This window comes from Novipirellula rosea (genome assembly GCF_039541335.1).
GTDB lineage: Bacteria > Planctomycetota > Planctomycetia > Pirellulales > Pirellulaceae > Novipirellula > Novipirellula rosea.
The window spans coordinates 53,301-70,183 of sequence record NZ_BAABGA010000041.1 but is presented as its reverse complement, the minus strand read 5'-3'; the positions used below and the strand labels follow the sequence as shown (position 1 = coordinate 70,183).

The following is a 16,883-nucleotide window of genomic DNA, read 5'->3' as shown; positions in this document are numbered from 1 at the left end:
CATGACTTGCAATGGCAACAACGCAACATCATGTCATGAACGAATACGGAACGCGGGCGCCGCCCTTGCGGACACCAACGACAAACGTTCCGTCACAACTGTACGACAAAATTTAGACGCAACTGCGAATGCAGCTTTTCAGAAATCCGAAGCTTCAGCGGAGCGGATGGCGCAGGCGTTAGAGACCGAACAAACCGACCCACCGCCAGCGGCAAATTCGCCACTGGAAGCTCTTGCCTGAGCGGGCGTCAGGCGATGGGACGCTAAAATTTTGGCAGTGAAACGGGATATTCGGGGGTGAGTTTATCTTCCGGTCGTTCCGGAAGTCACCTATTCACCGAGGACATCGCGAGAGAGGCGGCAGAAAACCGACGCATCCCCAAAATCACGACGACACCAAAATCATTACCAGCCCAGGCTCGCGATACTTCGCTAGCGAATGGGCGTCAGACCGTCAAAAACGGCCCTCACGCCTCTTCTAAGCCGCTTCGTCGTAATATCCGGCCTCATCCCGGCCATCGCCGTCCCAGTCGCCTACCACGGGCTGGCTGTCCCCACTGGGGCGGGGCACTTCGATTTGCAGGTCGTTGCCGGTGATCTTGCGGTCGCCGTCGGTATCGATGATCCACACATCGCCGCGTACGACCCCGATCTCGTCGATCCCGTCGCCGTTAAAGTCACCGACGATCGGTTCATCACCAGGGCGTCCAAATTCGGCTTTCTCGTCGTTGAGAGTCCAGCGTCCATCGCCATCGGTGTCGAGCATCCATGTGCCACCGCGGAAGACCGCGATTTGATCGATGCCGTCGCCATTCCAGTCGCCAGCGATCGGGGTGTCGACTTGTTCACCGTACTGGAACACGTGATCGACGGCGTCAGCACGCAAGTTGCCATCGTTGCCTCGACGCAAAAATCGCTCGCGATCTTCGCCACGGTCGTCAACATGTTTTGCCAATTCTGCGGCCGATAGCTCACGACGACGCTTGTTTTCGGGATCGGGAAGTCCAGGATCCTTCTTAATGCGTTGCGGGTCACGATGCCATTGACGACCAAAGATCGCGACGTCGTCTTTGCCGTCGCCATCCCAGTCGCCGACCACCGGGCGATCCAGTTCGGTGCCCAGCTTGATCCACATGTCCCCTTCGTCCCAGCGTCCATCACCGTTCAGATCCACAAACCAATGTCCGTTGACAAACAGCACGGCTTCGTCTTTACCATCGCCGTCAAAGTCACCTGTCAACGCGATGGCATCTTTTTCGCCCATGGTCAAGCGATCCGCAATCTCCATCATTTTGCCATCGGCGTTGACGATCACCCAGCGCCCCGAGGTGTGCTCGCCCTCGGTCCAGTTCTCTTGCATCGAGGTTGCCCCGACGGTCTTGATCACTGCCGAACCATCCTGCGCCGATCCTCCGGGGAAGCCCCCGTTGATCACACTGAGGTGCCACGACACCGCCCATTCATCATCCGCGATCATGGGTCGACGGATCGATTGAATCTCACCAAAACCAACCAAGCGAATCGAAGGATCGAATGTCTCAATCGGTGTATAGACTTTAATGTCTTCGATCGGATCTTCGATCAATTGAGGGATCGCAGGTTCAGTGATCGCGATCTCGCTAAAGTTATTGCTGCGGCTCGATCCGCCCGCTCCCAAGTTGATGAACAAAATTGCGTCATCGCGTGGATCAGTCGCTTCGCTGAGTGCCAGCGTTTGGATACGAATGGCATCGTCTTCGGCGAGAACGTCCGCGGGGTTAACCGCAACGCCGCCGGTGGAACCAGCAGTATCCAGACCGTCGATGAAGTTATCAGGTTGCACCTGATAGACACTGTAGGTACCAGGACGAAGACCGGTAAATTCATAGAAACCAAATTCATCGGTCGTGACCCGGATCACGCCGTCGGGATAGACACCCGCGAGTGCCCGGTCGGATGTAAAGGCTTCGCCGAGAACGTTTCTCAGTTCGAGAGTCACGCCGCCGATTCGCAAGTCATCATCGGTCAACAATCCGTCTTTGTAATCACGCAAATCTTCGGCGTTCGGTGGCGTGTTGGCCGGAATTGCCGAACCGTCTTGGAACACGTATCCCGAGATTGTTGCGGGTGGAACTTCCGGAAAATCATAGTCGACTGCGTTGGTGCCGCCGGTCAGTTTGATTCCGCTGATCAGGTCATCGCCGGTCACGGCGCCGCCTGCGGATCCAGCCACCGCTCCGCCGTCAAACAAATCGACGGGCTGATGTTCGTGCACCGAGTAGGTACCCGGCGCGAGGTTGGCAAATTCGTAGTTACCAAACGCATCGGTGCGTGTTTGTGCAATTCGATTGCCCACTTCGTCCAACAATTCGATCAGAATATTACCGAGCGGAATGTCGCCCGAATTGAATACGCGGTCCAAATCGGTCTCTTTCCACACCGAACCGGAAATAGTCGAAGGTTCGTGTTCGCAGAAGTCATAATGGACGACGTTGGCTCCAGCGAGCAAATCGAGCGCCAGATGATCTTCACCGATCACTTCGCCGCCGCCGCTGCCGATGTGTTGTCCGCCTTGGAAGTAACCGTCGGGTTGAATTTCGACGATGTGATAACGTCCCGGTGGCAAGTTGCCAAAGCGGTACAATCCGCTGGCATCGGTCGTCGTTTCGGCAATCCGGTTGCCATCTTCATCACGCAATTCGACACGCACTCCGGCAATCGGCTTTTCGCCTTCTTCGTAGGTGCAGTTACCGTTGCTATCGACATGCACGTAGCCGCTGATCGAACCTGGCAACAATTCACCAAAGTCATAATCGACGACGTTGCGACCGGTGGCAAGTTTCAGCCCTGTTAAGTCGGCGCCGAGGATGTTACCACCGCCGCTGCCGATGTGTTGGCCGCCTTGGTAGTAGCCGGCCGGTTGATGTTCAAAGATCTGATAATCGCCGGGGGCGAGGCCTTCGAATAGGTAGCGTCCATTGGCATCGGTTACGGTGGTTGCCACGACGTTTCCGTTGCCATCTCGCAAATCGACTTTCACACCCGCGATCGTTGCTTCAGCGGAATCACGCTGAAAATTCGCGTTCGCATCGATGTAGACGACGCCACTGATTGATCCGGGTGGCAATTCACCAAAGTTGTAATCGACAACGTCATGCCCGGCGGACAGTTTCAGACCGGTCAAGTCCTGGCTGATGATCGTGCCACCGCCGCTACCGATATGCTGAGCTCCTTGGAAGAAACCGGTCGGTTGTTGTTCAAAGATCTGATAGTTACCCGGCGCGAGCCCCTCGAACAAGTAGCGACCGTTGGCATCCGTGACGGTGGTCGCCACGATGACGCCCTTGTCATTTCGCAATTCAATTTTCACACCACGGATCGGGGCTTCGCCGGTGTCGCGTTGGAAGTTGCCATCGGCATCGATGTAAACCACACCACTAATCGATCCCGGTGGCAATTCACAGAAATCGTAATCGACGATATTGGCGCCCGCCATCAAGGTCATGCCAAGCAAGTCTTGGTCTAGCACGACACCGCCGCCGCTGCCGACGACTTGGCCGCCTTGGAAGAAACCGTCGGGTTGTTGTTCAAAGATTTGGTATTCGCCGGGACGCAAACCTTCGAAGCTGTATTGTCCATTTTCGTTGGTCGTCGTGCGTGCCAAGACTTGACCGTTGCCGTCTCGCAGTTCGATCGTTACTCCGGCGATCGGGGCTTCGTCGGGATCATGCACGCAATCGCCGTTGCTGTCGACATACACCACACCGCTGATCGAACCAGGCATCAGTTCGCCAAAGTTGTACTGGGTTAACCGATCGCCCCAGCCAATTGGGATGGCGGAAATGACGTCGTCGACCGAATCATCGCCTCCGTTATTGCCAGCTTGTTGTCCCCCTTGCAACCATCCGGTGGGCTGCATTTCGCGAACTGTATAGGATCCCGCCGGCAGATAGGTGAACCGGTACGCTCCGTTGGCGTCGGTGCGAGTGGACGCCACTTTTTCGCCATCGCTATTGAACAATTCGACCAACACGTTGCCGATTCCGGCTTCGCCCGTATCACGGCGATTGTCGTTGTCGCGATCGTCGTACACGACACCGCTGATTTCCGCGGGTGGATGTTCACAAAAATCATAATCCACGGCGACTTCGGCCGATGCCAACGTGATCTTGCTGATCCGGTTGGGCGGATCGGCCACGCCGCCGGCCGACCCCACGTGCGAGGTGCCTTCGAAGTAGCCGTCCACTGCCCCTTCGATCACGGTGTATTCGCCGGGCGTGATGTTGGTGAACGAATACTTGCCTTCGGCGTTGGTGGTGGTCCGAGCGACTTCGTTTCCGTTAACGTCGATCAAACGAATCACGACGCCCGACGGAGTGATCTCGCCTTCGTCGTAATCACAATCACCATCGGCATCGACATGCACTCGGCCTGAAAGCGTCGCCCCGACCAATTCGCCAAAGTTGTACTCAACTCCGGCTTGGCCTTGCTTTAGCTCGATATCGACCAACGAGTCGCCGTCGTTTCCGAGTCGTCCGACTCGCGTTCCCGAGACCGATCCGACGGTGTCTTTGCCGTCATAGAAATTGTCGGGTTGAGTTTCGACCAATCGATAGACGCCAGGAATAATTCCCTTGAACTCATAACGTCCATTGGCATTCGTGACGGCGGTGGCGACGACCTTGCCACTCGCGTCGATCAACGAAACCGTGGTTCCGGCGATGCCTTCTTCGCCACCGTCGCGTTTACCATCATCACTGCGGTCGTGATACACAAATCCACTAATCGTGGCGGGAGCAATCTCGCAGAAATTGTACTCGACTCCACGCCCATTGGCGGTCATCGTGATCTCTTGGATCAAACCGCCTCCGACCGCGGTCCCCGAGGCGGAACCGTCGACAAGACCAACATGGGCACCACCATCAAGTAGTCCCGCCGGCGTGTACTCAACGATCCGGTAGTTTCCGATCGGCAGCTCATCAAACTCGTAACTTCCGTCGGCCGACGTGCGAGTTTCGGCAATGATCGTGCCGAAGGAATCCTGCAGCACCACACGGACGCCTTCGAGCGGCTTGTTGCCCGGAGCATCGTGGGGGCCTTCGCAATCTTCGCCAGGTGCCACCAAGTAGACGAAACCGGTGATCGAACCAAACGGCGTTTCGCCAAAGTTGTAATCGACCCCGTCACTGGCGCCTGCCAACACGATGTCATGAATGGCATCGCCGGGGTTCTCGGCGCGTCCCACGACGCGGCCATTGATCGTTCCGGGGGTGTCAAGACCATCGTTCAAGTAGGCGGGCTGGTCGACTTCGATGACTTTATAAGTCCCCGGTGCCAAGCCGTTAAACGAATACGAACCGTCGGCCGCCGTGGTCACAGTAATCGCGGACTGCGCTGAAATCGTGTTGATCGGAACCAATTGAACGCGAACCCCGGCGATCCCGGTTTCGCCCGCGTCCTTACGACCATCGTTGTTATCGTCGCGATAGACATAGCCTGACACCGACGCCGCTTGGGCTTCGGCAAAGTCGTAGCGGACCGCGTCGGTATCACCGAGCGGAATATCGATATCGGCTAACACATCGATCGATTCCACTCGGCCGCTGGCGATGCCATCGACAGCTCCCGGAATGGCGCCGACGCTGAACAGTCCATCAGGCTGGGTTTCGACAATACGGTAGCGTCCGGGGACAAGTCCCAACGCGCGAGGAAAGACGTATTGTCCATCGCCATCGGTCGTCGTGTGGTGCCCAGTATCGACGTAGCGATTGGTGGCTTCATCCCATTTAAAGAGCGTAATCGTCACGCCCGCGACCGCCGATTCCCCGGCGTCGCGGGTTTTGTTCAAATTGTTGTCCAACCAGACTTGGCCCGCGATCGAGATTGGTTTTGCGATCTGGCCTGTTGTCGCGACGGCTGCTGCTGAGCGGTTTGGACGACTGTCGGCGCCGGTTCCTTCGTCGGGAGGCAGATTCAGATTGTGATCCTTCGCAGGATCGCCGTAGTCATTTAAGAAGACCGCGTCTGCGTGCGATGTCTCGTAGTGCGGGGCGTTAAAGGTCGCTTCGAGAATCGAGTCCTGGAACTCTTGCCCCGACGCAATCACATCCAAGCGGCTATTGAACTGATCCAAATCCGGTAAGTTGCGCAGCACTTCATCGACATCGATAGTGAATTCTAACCGGTCGCCTGCGCGGAATCCCGACAACCGCAGCACCAATTCTTGGCCGCCATCTTCGACTTCGGCGGTGGCTTCGACCGTATGCCCGTCGGCGGTCAGAATACGAACGATTTGAAAGTTGTGAGCGCCGTTCTTGCCACGGCCACCGAGTTCGGTGTCATAAATCAGGTCGCCGACGGAGATTCCATCGTTGTCTTTGTCAGTACGGATTCGGAGTTCATTCAACTCCGTACCAGCTGCACCGCCAGTGAACGAGAGGATGAAACGGTCGCCTCGCGAATCGCTACCGACGTCTTGGTCCGATTCCAAATAATCGGTCTCGATATAGACGACGCCAACGTGAATTGGATCGGCCGCGAACAATCGACGACTCTCAAGCTTCTCGGACGTCAACATTCGTCGCTTGACGTTCTTGGTCCGTGTATTGCTTTGGATCGATCGGCTGCGTTTTGATTTCCAAATCACCCGAGGCACCTCCGTGTGCGATGAACAAATAGGATCGTTTCTTTCGCTTCCGCGAGAGAAACGATTGAGCAAACTTTCGCGGTGCGAAAGGCGACTCATGATGGGTTGTATTTTTTCTACTTAGGACCGACTGCGAGCCTGTCGGCGGGGGCTACCGTTCAATCGGGGTCGTTCCCTCAGCGATGCGGCTACCCGAGCGATGCAGTTCATCCAGACTCCATCGTCGGAGCGTGGCATCAAACCCACCTGAAAACAAATGTCCGCCGGTTGCCGTCAGCGTCGAAACGGTCCCCACATGCCCCTCGAGCCGGTGCCGGATGACGCCGGTATCGGTATTGACGATGTGAATGACGTTATCCGATCCCGCCACGGCAATGTGTTGACTATCGATAGTCGCGATCGCAAACAGTCGTCCCGACGTGACGGTAACGCTGTGGATCTTCTTTTGATTCAACGTGTCATAAACCGTGACGACGCCGTCCTCGGCCACCGTTATCACATTATTGCTATGCGGATGAAACGCAATGTCACGAATCCGGGCTGAATGCAAATGCGGTTCCGCGATCAAGTTGCCAGTTTGCGGATCAAACAGATGCAGATCCCCGCTACGACCTCCGACTGCCAATACTCGCATATCATCACGATAGGCAATACTGCGAAGATCGTTGCAATCACACGAGAATTTGGGAGTTTCGTTTCCGATCGCGCCAATGATGAACACTTTGGGATCGAAACCGACGGCGGCGATCTTGGTTCCATCGGGTGCAAAGCAAACACAGGCCAGCGCTGGAGTCCCCTGCATCCTTTGGCCAATTTCAAACGATCGTTTGCGATCCCAGATGATCAATTGGCCATCGTTACCGGCCGAAACCAGCGAATCGCCAACATTATCAAACGACAAACTGCGAATCAGATCTCGATGCCCTTCGAGCGTATGCTGCACTTTGAGCGTCGCAACATCGATGATGCGAATCCCAAAATCGTCTCCTGCTGCGGCCAGCAGTTCGCCGCGTGGATCGGCTGCGACCGCGGTCACGACCGGTGACGTCGTGCGATCGCCGATCGGCTGCAAGCGGATGACACGACTTGGAAACGAAGGATGCCCCAGCGCGTTGGCAATCGTGGGTGTTTGTGCGAGCAAAACTTCCGCAGTACCGACGGCGATCATCGCCGTGGTGGCTGTTGCAATCCAAGTACGGCGTGAAACACAACGCGGCATGTCTGATCCCTCAAAAACGAACGAGTAGTCCAGGGCGAGTACGCAGCGTGAATTTCGTGTTTCACAGCGACGTCTACGGAGATGTCGCCGAAACGCTCGACATGGCCGCGCATAGACCCAGTTACTGTCTAAATCGGCAGTCCGAAAAACCGTCATGAACGGAATAATCGGAAAAGTCGAATTTGAAAATCCGCAGAGGGGGTACCGAACGCCGTTTGTTCACGACACGATTGCTGGCGGTCGCGGCGTACGCCGATGCCATCGACTTTAGCGGCGGTGCGCAACGCGGTGGAGGGCGTCGTCCGCTTGCAGCGAGTCGACACGTTGATTCAGAGCGGGCGGCGACCGCTCGCCGCTCCGCCAAAAATTAACTCGCTCGTGCGATTACTCCTCCAAGCGAAACATGACGGTCGCCAGCGGTGGCAGGTCGACCGAAATACTATCAGGGCGATCATGGTGGCCTTCGCCGAACGTTTCACGACCGGGGTAATTACCGACGTTCGATCCGCCGTACGCTTCCCCGTCACTGTTGAAAATTTCTTTCCAGAAACCGCTCGCCGGCACTCCCACGCGGTAACCTTTGCGAACCACGGGAGTGAAGTTGCTGCACACCAAAATCGGCGGCGTTCCATCGAGCCCCTTTCGCAAGTACACCAACGTGCTCTCATCGGCATTCATGCAATCGATCCACTCGAATCCATCGCCGCTGAAATCGAGTTGATGCAGTGCAGGATTCTCGATCACAACCTTGTTCAAATCGGCGACCAACTGCTGCACGCCTCGATGGGTGGCGAAATCCAACAGGATCCAATCAGGACCATCATCGTGATTCCACTCGCTCCACTGAGCGAACTCGCCGCCCATGAACAACAGCTTCTTACCCGGGTGCGTCCACATGTAGGAATACAACAAACGCAGGTTGGCAAATTTCTGCCACATGTCGCCCGGCATCTGGCTGATCAGCGATCCCTTGCCGTGCACCACTTCGTCGTGCGACAGCGGCAACATAAAGTTTTCGGTGAAGGCATAGATCAGACTAAACGTCAACTCGTTTTGGTGGTACTTGCGATGAATCGGTTCGTTGTGCATGTAAGACAACGTGTCGTTCATCCAACCCATGTTCCATTTGTAGGTGAAACCGAGTCCCCCATCATCGACCGGCCGCGACACGCCCGGCCAAGCGGTTGATTCTTCGGCCGCCGTGACGACGCCTGGGTACTTCTCGTGAATCGCTGTATTAAATTCTCGCAAAAAGTCGATCGCTTCGAGATTTTCGCGGCCACCATACTGGTTCGGAATCCACTGGCCATCTTCGCGACTGTAATCCAAATACAACATCGATGCCACTGCGTCCACGCGAAGCCCGTCGATGTGATACTTGTCCAACCAGAACAGAGCATTCGCGACCAGGAAGTTACGCACTTCGTTGCGGCCAAAGTTAAAGATCATCGTGCCCCAATCAGGGTGCTCGCCTTGGCGTGGGTCCGCATGTTCGTACAACGGCGAACCGTCGAAACGACGCAGCCCATGAGCATCTTTGGGGAAGTGCGCGGGGACCCAATCGATCAACACGCCGATTCCGTGTTGATGCATGTAATCGACGAAGAACATGAAATCTTCGGGGCTGCCGTGACGGCTTGTCGGTGCAAAATAGCCCACGGTTTGGTAGCCCCATGATCCGGTGAACGGATGCTCGCTAACCGGCATCAATTCGACATGAGTGAAATTCATGCGATGACAATACTCGGCCAAACGGCGAGCCAAGTCACGGTAATCGAGCCAACCATGTTTGCGGCCTGGCCCCTTTTGCCAGCTGCCCAAATGCACTTCGTACACGTTCATCGGCTCGTGCAGCGGATTCCAATCGTTTCGTCGGTCGATCCACTTGCTGTCGGACCATTGATACGAGTTGACGTTGGCAACGATCGATGCCGTCAATGGTGGCAACTCGGCTGCCAAACCATACGGATCGCTCTTGTCCACCCACGATCCGTCCGTGCTATGGACTCGGAACTTATAGCGGTCGCCCACCTTCGCCCCAGGCACGAACAGTTCCCAGATACCAAGGTTAGGATGGATGCGGGCGACATGTTTACGTCCGTCCCAGCCATTGAAATCGCCCACCACCTGGACCGACCGAGCATTGGGTGCCCAGACGGCAAAGTTGACTCCGGGCGTGCCATCGACCGTGCGCAGTTGGGCTCCGAGTCGCTCGTACAGCTCGTAGTGTTTTCCTTGGCCAATCAGATAATTGTCAAAGTCAGTCAAGATCGACGGTACGGCGTACGGGTCGTTCATTTCGATTGTTTCCCCGGATTTGTTGGTCATCTGGATGCGATACTTCGAGTTGGCAATAGTGTGAAGACGCTGGTGATTCTGTTGTGCATCTTGGCTTTTTGCCAGCGTTGCGTCGACCATCGAGTCGCAAATTGCTTCAAAAAAGCCAGCCGGATGAATCCGCCGCATGGCACGTCGTTCGCCGTTTTGGGGATCAATCACCCAAGCAGCCTGAGCTTCCGGCAAAAAGCTGCGAACCGCCGTGGCTGCAGTTCCTCGGTAGTCAATCGGATGAGGTCCCAGTAGACCAGAGGGGTTCTCGTGGGTTCCGTTGATCAACTTCGAGATCGACGATAGCGAAACTTGTGTGTGCATTTGGGATACCGAAAGACAAAAAAATCGGGATGAAGGGTGGAATGTTTTGTTGAATAAAAGGACGTCTCTCGCCAACGACGAGAGACGTTTCGAACCAAGTTGGGTGAACTCGCGTTCCAACCAAGGCATCACTTTCGCCACGGCTCGTGTTTGGCACGGCTAGCGGGCAGCGAATCGCCCACGAGCGGGATCGCGGCTAGGAATCGAGCAGATCGGCGGTGCGAATTCGCCGTCGTGCTGGTGCGCTTCCCGACGATGCTCCGCCGCCAAGTAGCCATTGGCGAAGTCGATCGTTCGGTGGCTTGATTCGCGGCCCTGCGGCAACCGAACCGTGCGGCGAATCGACTCGCAGTTCAGCGCCACCTGAATCAGCAGGGCTCTCGACCGCACGAGGCTCGGGGCTGACAAGCCGCGAAGAAACCAAACAGGCTTCGACACGATGAATCTGCAAAGCCCGATCGATTCGTCGCCACAGGTCGGCATGTTGAACATCGATACGACGTCCAAAATGCTCCCATACAAAATTGTTCTCACGCCAACGCGGTAGCGAATCGGCAAGCGAGCGAATCAGATAACGATTGTTGCTGATCAACGTGACCGTCGACGCGCCCTCGATGGCTTCGAGTCCGCGAACGGCCGCCAGCAACGTCAATCGGTTCAAGTCACCGACCTCGTTGTCTTGCGCCGAAAACACAGGCTCACCGCCGGCGGTTTCCAGCGAAAATTGCCAAAAGCCGTCCATCAGCGTCGTCGAACGAGCTTCACAAACCAGCAGGTATTCCGAAACGATGTTGTCACTAGGTATCTCGATGTTGCCATCACGGGGCGACATCTCTTTGGCGACACCCTTTATTGCGCCAGGCACAACAAGGGGCGACGTCGCATCAATTGATTGAAGCATCACGACTGGGGTTTCCAACAGGATGGGTCATAGGGTCTGGGACGATCATGCCTTGATCTTTCCAAACCCGACGAATTGGGAGTTTCGATCCATCAAGCGCACCGAAGCGTCGCACATGCCAACATCGCTCTGAATCGATGCTTGCAAACGACGGGGTGTACTTGTCGGTTCGGCATACTCGACCTAGTCGCCAAACTTTGACTGCCAGAAAAAGTCAACCTAGGTTCCGACACGCCGCTACCAAACGTGCGACCGTGATAACCGGTAGAGAGGAGGCGGAGTGAGGAGTGAGGAGTGAGGAGTGAGGAGTGAGGAGTGAGGAGAGGAGGAGAGGAGGAGAGGAGGAGAGGAGGAGAGGAGGAGACGAGGAGACGAGGAGACAAGGAGGACGGGCCGCCGGAGGGAAGGCGGCCCGTTTTTTGGGATCGTTAGTGGAAGCGCCGGGCATTACGAGAGCACGGGGCAGACGTCGAACCACTCGCGTTTCTGACGATGCATCCACTCGCCCGCTTCGGCCGGTCCCCATAACCCAGGCTCGTAAGGGAACAAGTCCGGAGCGGCGGGGCTCTTCCATGCCTCGATGATCGGATCAATGATCCCCCACGCCAATTCGACTTCGTCACTGCGAGCGAACAGACTGGCGTCGCCGGTCAACGAATCCAACAGCAAACGTTGGTAAGCATCGGGCATCGACGTTCCGCCGGGCGCTTGGCGGAAACTGAAGTCCAATGTGCTGGTTCGCGTTTTCATTTCCGAATCAGGCACTTTGGTTTCAAAGTGCAATTGAATTCCTTCCGCCGGTTGCACCTGAATCACCAAACGATTGCCCAGTGGTGAACGCGTTTTTTCGCCAAACAAAATGTGAGGCACATTCTTGAACTGGATCACGATTTGAGTGGTGCGACAAGACATTCCCTTACCGCTTCGCAAGTAGAACGGCACCCCCTTCCAACGCCAATTGTCGCAGTACAGTTTCAGCGCCGCAAAGGTCTCGGTTTGACTGTGCTCGGGCACCCCTTCTTCTTGCAGATACCCCTTGTATTGACCGCGGACGGTGTTCATCGCGAAATCGCCACCGCTCATCCGGCGAACACTGTGCAGCACCTTGACTTTTTCATCACGCACAAGTGCGGCATCGTATCGCGCGGGCGGTTCCATCGCGGTGATCATCATCAATTGCAAGATGTGATTTTGGAACATGTCACGCAGAATGCCCGAGGTGTCATAGTACCCCGCGCGACGCCCGATCACGACTTCTTCGGCAACCGTGATTTGAATATTGTCAACAAAGTTGCGATTCCAAATCGGTTCAAAAATGCTATTGGCAAATCGCAAAGCAAAGATGTTTTGAACGGTTTCTTTGCCCAGGTAATGATCAATGCGATAGATTTGATCTTCGCGAAAAACGGTGTGAATCGAACGATTCAATTTTTGTGCCGTTTTCAAATCGGTCCCGAACGGCTTTTCGATGATCACGCGGCGGAACCCCTCGCTGTCATCCACCAACCCCGCTGCACCGAGTTGTTTGATCGCTTCCTCATACAACTGAGGCATTGTCGATAGATAATAGACGCGGCCGGTGTGAGCTTCGGTTTCGATCGAACTGAGAAACTGACCGAGCTTTTTGAAGTCGTCGGACTCTTTGATATCGCCGGCTTGATAGAAGACGTTTTCGCTGAACCGATTCCAGGTCTCAGCATCAAACGATTTGCCGGCGAATTTTTCCGTCGTCGCACAAAGAGAATCTCGCCACTCTTCGTGCTCGAAATGACTTCGCGAAACCCCAACGATCCGGGACCCCTCGGGCAGGCGATCCTTCTTGAACATCAGGTACAGCGCCGGAATCAATTTTCGGCTGGTCAAGTCGCCTGAAGCGCCAAAGATTACGATCGTATGAGCCATGCTTCTTTTTCCCCTGCGGTGTCCGTGCTTGCGGTGCTCAAAGGTTCATGCGTCAAACAACGAAAGGTTGACGTGACAGGCACAGCTTAAAGGACGCGGGGCGCTTCAGGAAGATCAGGCCGCACAGCCGGACTTTAGGCGGCTCGACGCAGTGGCGACAGAGCGGCTTTGATTTCCGCCGCTTGGGTCTCGGCAGACTGCTTCGCTGCGGAGGCGATTTGAAGCGTTTGCTGGATCGGCAGATCGTTGTCGGCAATCACTTGGCAACCGAGTCGGTGATCCAAATTCAACAAGATCGGAGCCCGCAGGTTCGTGGTGACTTTGCCTTCACGTCCCGAGACGGTCGTCATCACATAGATTTCCGATCCGCTGCGAAGATGCAAACTGCCAAGTTCACGGCGGCTGATGTGCACCCGGTACTCTGGAAAAAATGCTCGCGGGCTGACCAACGGAATAGCCCGATCGCCTCGGGAAGCACTCTGCAGCCATGCCACCGAAGCACTTTCCGGGTCAGGTAGCAGCGCCCATTGGCGAAGCGTTTCCATTCCAATCAAACCTTGAGGGAAAAGAAACAACTCGTCCGCGTTGATCTGCAACGTGCCAAAACGATTCGTATCGATTCTCATGTCGTTTCTTTCCCGATTTCCAGATGGTCTTATTGACAGAAAGGTCGGTCGAAGACCTGCCAATCTCTTTATCGGCTGGCCCCTCGGTAAAATGAAACAATTCGGAAAAATCGTTACAAGTAGTTCAAAACGGTCAATTGTGAAGTCTGTCCGATGATTCGCATCGATGCTTCTAATGACAATTGCCGCTGGCTCAAATCGCTGATCACGGTCGCCAAATCGGCGTCCACTTCGTTCGAGAGTTGCTCGGTTAGCTGGATCACATTGGTTTCGGCCGACGCCTTCATATCCTGCAGATTCCGTGTCCAAACGCCGATTTTGCCTCGCGTCCGACTCGCGCGGTCTAAATCCTCGTCCAAGCGGACCTGCAACCGTTCGATTTCAGCGACATCGTTGTCACGGATGGCGGTTTCGAGTCGCAACAGCGTGTCGAGAGCTCCGCCCGCATCCCGCGGCATGTAATCGACTCCCGCTATTTGGTTGACGCTGCCTACCGTTTCCCCAAACGCTTCGATTTCGCCTTCGGGGATCAACCCCAGCCGCGTTCCTGCGTTACTTAATTGCGGTTGCCGGATCGACATCGGATTGGCTCCGGGCGGAGCCTGCAACTCGATTCCATTTCCGATCGTATTGAGACCGACCAGGACGCGGGCGGTATCTTGATTGTTGGGATGATTGCGAATCAGCTTAATGACATCATCAATGGTCTCGGCTCCCTCAAGATCCAAACTCAGCTGGACACCATCGGGACGCGTGATCACCAAATCTTCGCTTTGTGCATTAAGCACGACGCCACGGCCACGACCGAGTTCGTCGAGCGTCGTGATTTCGGTGGCCGAGCGAATTCCCAAGGCTCGGGCGGCATTGCTGCCGTTTTCGCCCACCGAATAATCGACGCCACTTCGCAGCGCACGCAATTGAATACTGCCCTCGGCTTGGTTCAACTCGGCATGCACATCGGCACCGCTACGGTTGATCGCAATCAAGACATCGCCCACCGTCTCGGCGTCGCTCAGATCGATCGAAAAACTCTTGGCTCCCTGTTTAATCGTGATACCGCCACTCAAATCCACTCCGGCGCCGAACGCCAAATCCTCGATGAGTGTTTCGGCGGTCAAACGAGGCGTCAAACGGTCTCCGATAATCGGCGGCGCCTTCAGCCCACCTGGGTTGGAGATCGCTAGATCGCTGGCCAACGTGCTGCCCTTGGTGTCTTGGATCGCTAACGTGCCAGGCAAATCGTCCGCGTATTTGATCTGGATCGAATCGTTGCTGATCGTCACGCTCAGCGGACGGCCTTCGAGTTCGACCTTGGACAAAACGTCCACGACATCGCCGATCGTCGACGCGCTGCTGAGGTCCACATCCACCGTGCTGTCGCCACCGGACAACTGAATCGCTCCTGGGGCAACCCCGGCACCGCCACGCATATCGACCAAGCGTGTGTCGTAATCGAGCGCCGCACCGAGCGGTTCCCCTGTGAGGAAAACGCCGTTGGTGCCGAGCGAATCGGACGCAGTGGCATTGATCTCGGAGAGGTCGCCGCCGCCCAGCATCGTCTTGCCAACCGCGTCGCGGCCGGAATAGACGATTTCGTTCTCGACATAGCTATAGGCGTTCCCGCCGTTCAAAATCCCACCCAACAGTTGCTGGTCGCGAAACATCGCGTTGCCCGCGGTGAAGACACTGTTGATCGTTTCACGAATCGTTAGCGCCAACGCTTCGCGTTCATCATCGGAATTGATCGTTTCGACCCCTTGGACCGCCGTCGCTCGGGCGGTAATCAATGCGTTGTCAATTTGCGACAACGCGGAATCGGCCGAATCGTAGTAGCCAATGGTGGAATTTGCGTTACGCACCAACTGATTGCCACGGTCGATCGTACGGTTCAGCCCGAGTGCCCGGTTGGCCGCCGCCGGATTGTCCGAAATTTTTAAGACACTGCGTCCCGACGACAATTGGTCATACTGACGCTGCAACGCCAACTGATCCGCGTTTAGCTGGAACATCAACCGCTGGTTCATCAGCGGAGTGCTCGTTCGATTCGCCGAGACGGGAAGAATGGCCATGATGTGCTAAATTGCCGCGTCGATCGCTCGCCGCTTCCGCGTAAAATGAAATCAGTATCTTCACTCGTTATCGTCCTTATTCGGAACTCCTTCTAAATTGTCGCCACTCAATCCGTTGCGATCCGTGTAATCCGTCCAATCGTTACCGTCACAATGCCCACTAATTGTTAAATTCACGCTATTCCCCCCAATGTGACGCGGTCTTCTCGGTGTGACACCGTCCGTTCTGCTGTTACTTCTTTTTCTGCGTTTGAAAAAAAAATGATTCTGATCGGCACCATGAACCTGACGCGGACACGTGATCGCGGCAATTTTTACTGCCCCACCTGCCGCACACCGCAGCCGTTTCGATTGCGAGCAAGGCGACCGTTTTTAACGCTTTACTTCGTTCCGACCGTGCCGATCGGGGCTGCGGAGGAATTTGTTCAGTGCGATAGTTGCCGCAGCACGTGGGATACCAGCGTATTGAGCATGGACCGGGAAACGCACGAAGCGACGATCGAATCTCAGTTTCGTGATCAAGCGATCCGCTCGGCGGTTTTGGTGGTGCTTGCCGATGGCGAAATCAGCGAAAACGAGATCGACGCCCTGCAAACGATCGCCAATGATTTACTAGAGCGGCCGATGGACCGCGAAGAACTGGGGCGTTTGTGCAGCATCGCGATGGAAAACAAGGTGCTGGCAAAGAACTACGTTTTGACGATTTCGCGAGGCTGGAACCAGGACCAACGGATGCGAGCGTTGCAGGCGATGTTTCTCGCTGCGTCCGCCGAAGGGACGCTGCAACCCCAACAAATTGAGATTCTGTCGGACATGCGCGAGATCCTCGAGCTAACCGACATGGAATACGAGGCGGCGATCGAAGAAGCCCTGCAGTGGCAGGCCTGAC

General features: G+C 55.7%; 9 protein-coding genes. 2 read left to right on the top strand and 7 right to left on the bottom strand.

All coding sequences use genetic code 11. The features are described 5' to 3' along the window. Positions 1-478: 478 nt before the first annotated feature. Together ABD971_RS17220 and ABD971_RS17215 are read right to left on the bottom strand one after the other, a co-directional pair. Positions 479-6,553 carry an SdrD B-like domain-containing protein gene (locus ABD971_RS17220; protein WP_425571327.1) on the bottom strand — a complete coding sequence of 2,025 codons (6,075 nt, stop codon included), beginning with the start codon at positions 6,551-6,553 and terminating at the stop codon, positions 479-481. A 223-nt stretch (positions 6,554-6,776) separates the two neighbouring features. Beyond that, positions 6,777-7,844, bottom strand: coding sequence for a WD40 repeat domain-containing protein (locus ABD971_RS17215; RefSeq protein WP_345324075.1), 1,068 nt, complete (start codon positions 7,842-7,844; stop codon positions 6,777-6,779). 182 nt (positions 7,845-8,026) lie between these two features. On the opposite strand from ABD971_RS17215, the gene ABD971_RS17210 reads away from it, so the two are divergent. Next, positions 8,027-8,215, top strand: a complete 189-nt coding sequence (locus ABD971_RS17210; RefSeq protein WP_345324073.1) for a hypothetical protein — start codon at positions 8,027-8,029, stop codon at positions 8,213-8,215. A 13-nt stretch (positions 8,216-8,228) separates the two neighbouring features. Here ABD971_RS17210 and glgB read toward each other — a convergent pair whose 3' ends face one another. The 5 genes from glgB to ABD971_RS17185 all read right to left on the bottom strand — a co-directional run bounded on the left by glgB (position 8,229) and on the right by ABD971_RS17185 (position 15,994). After that, positions 8,229-10,496 (bottom strand): 1,4-alpha-glucan branching protein GlgB, encoded by a 2,268-nt coding sequence (gene glgB / locus ABD971_RS17205; RefSeq protein WP_345324071.1) that lies wholly within the window; start codon positions 10,494-10,496, stop codon positions 8,229-8,231. Positions 10,497-10,692: 196 nt separating this feature from the next. Continuing rightward, positions 10,693-11,397 carry a ribonuclease H family protein gene (locus ABD971_RS17200; RefSeq protein WP_425571326.1) on the bottom strand — a complete coding sequence of 235 codons (705 nt, stop codon included), beginning with the start codon at positions 11,395-11,397 and terminating at the stop codon, positions 10,693-10,695. A 447-nt stretch (positions 11,398-11,844) separates the two neighbouring features. Further along, entirely contained in the window at positions 11,845-13,299 is a 1,455-nt protein-coding gene (zwf, locus tag ABD971_RS17195; RefSeq protein ID WP_345324069.1) for a glucose-6-phosphate dehydrogenase, read from the bottom strand. A 134-nt stretch (positions 13,300-13,433) separates the two neighbouring features. Beyond that, positions 13,434-13,925 carry a flagellar assembly protein FliW gene (gene fliW, locus ABD971_RS17190; protein ID WP_339943352.1) on the bottom strand — a complete coding sequence of 164 codons (492 nt, stop codon included), beginning with the start codon at positions 13,923-13,925 and terminating at the stop codon, positions 13,434-13,436. A gap of 113 nt (positions 13,926-14,038) precedes the next feature. After that, positions 14,039-15,994: a flagellin N-terminal helical domain-containing protein gene (locus tag ABD971_RS17185; protein WP_345324066.1), complete on the bottom strand. Its 1,956-nt coding sequence runs from the start codon at positions 15,992-15,994 to the stop codon at positions 14,039-14,041. 261 nt (positions 15,995-16,255) lie between these two features. Here ABD971_RS17185 and ABD971_RS17180 point away from each other — a divergent pair, with 261 nt between their 5' ends. Then, entirely contained in the window at positions 16,256-16,882 is a 627-nt protein-coding gene (locus tag ABD971_RS17180; protein WP_339943348.1) for a tellurite resistance TerB family protein, read from the top strand. Position 16,883: the final 1 nt, after the last annotated feature.

Bases quoted from the DNA above. Each gene is read 5' to 3' on its own strand.
- ABD971_RS17215 (WP_345324075.1), bottom strand. From the start codon at position 7,844: ATGCCGCGTTGTGTTTCACGCCGTACTTGGATTGCAACAGCCACCACG.
- glgB (WP_345324071.1), bottom strand. From the start codon at position 10,496: ATGCACACACAAGTTTCGCTATCGTCGATCTCGAAGTTGATCAACGGA.
- ABD971_RS17200 (WP_425571326.1), bottom strand. From the start codon at position 11,397: ATGCTTCAATCAATTGATGCGACGTCGCCCCTTGTTGTGCCTGGCGCA.
- zwf (WP_345324069.1), bottom strand. From the start codon at position 13,299: ATGGCTCATACGATCGTAATCTTTGGCGCTTCAGGCGACTTGACCAGC.
- fliW (WP_339943352.1), bottom strand. From the start codon at position 13,925: ATGAGAATCGATACGAATCGTTTTGGCACGTTGCAGATCAACGCGGAC.
- ABD971_RS17185 (WP_345324066.1), bottom strand. From the start codon at position 15,994: ATGGCCATTCTTCCCGTCTCGGCGAATCGAACGAGCACTCCGCTGATG.
- ABD971_RS17180 (WP_339943348.1), top strand. From the start codon at position 16,256: ATGATTCTGATCGGCACCATGAACCTGACGCGGACACGTGATCGCGGC.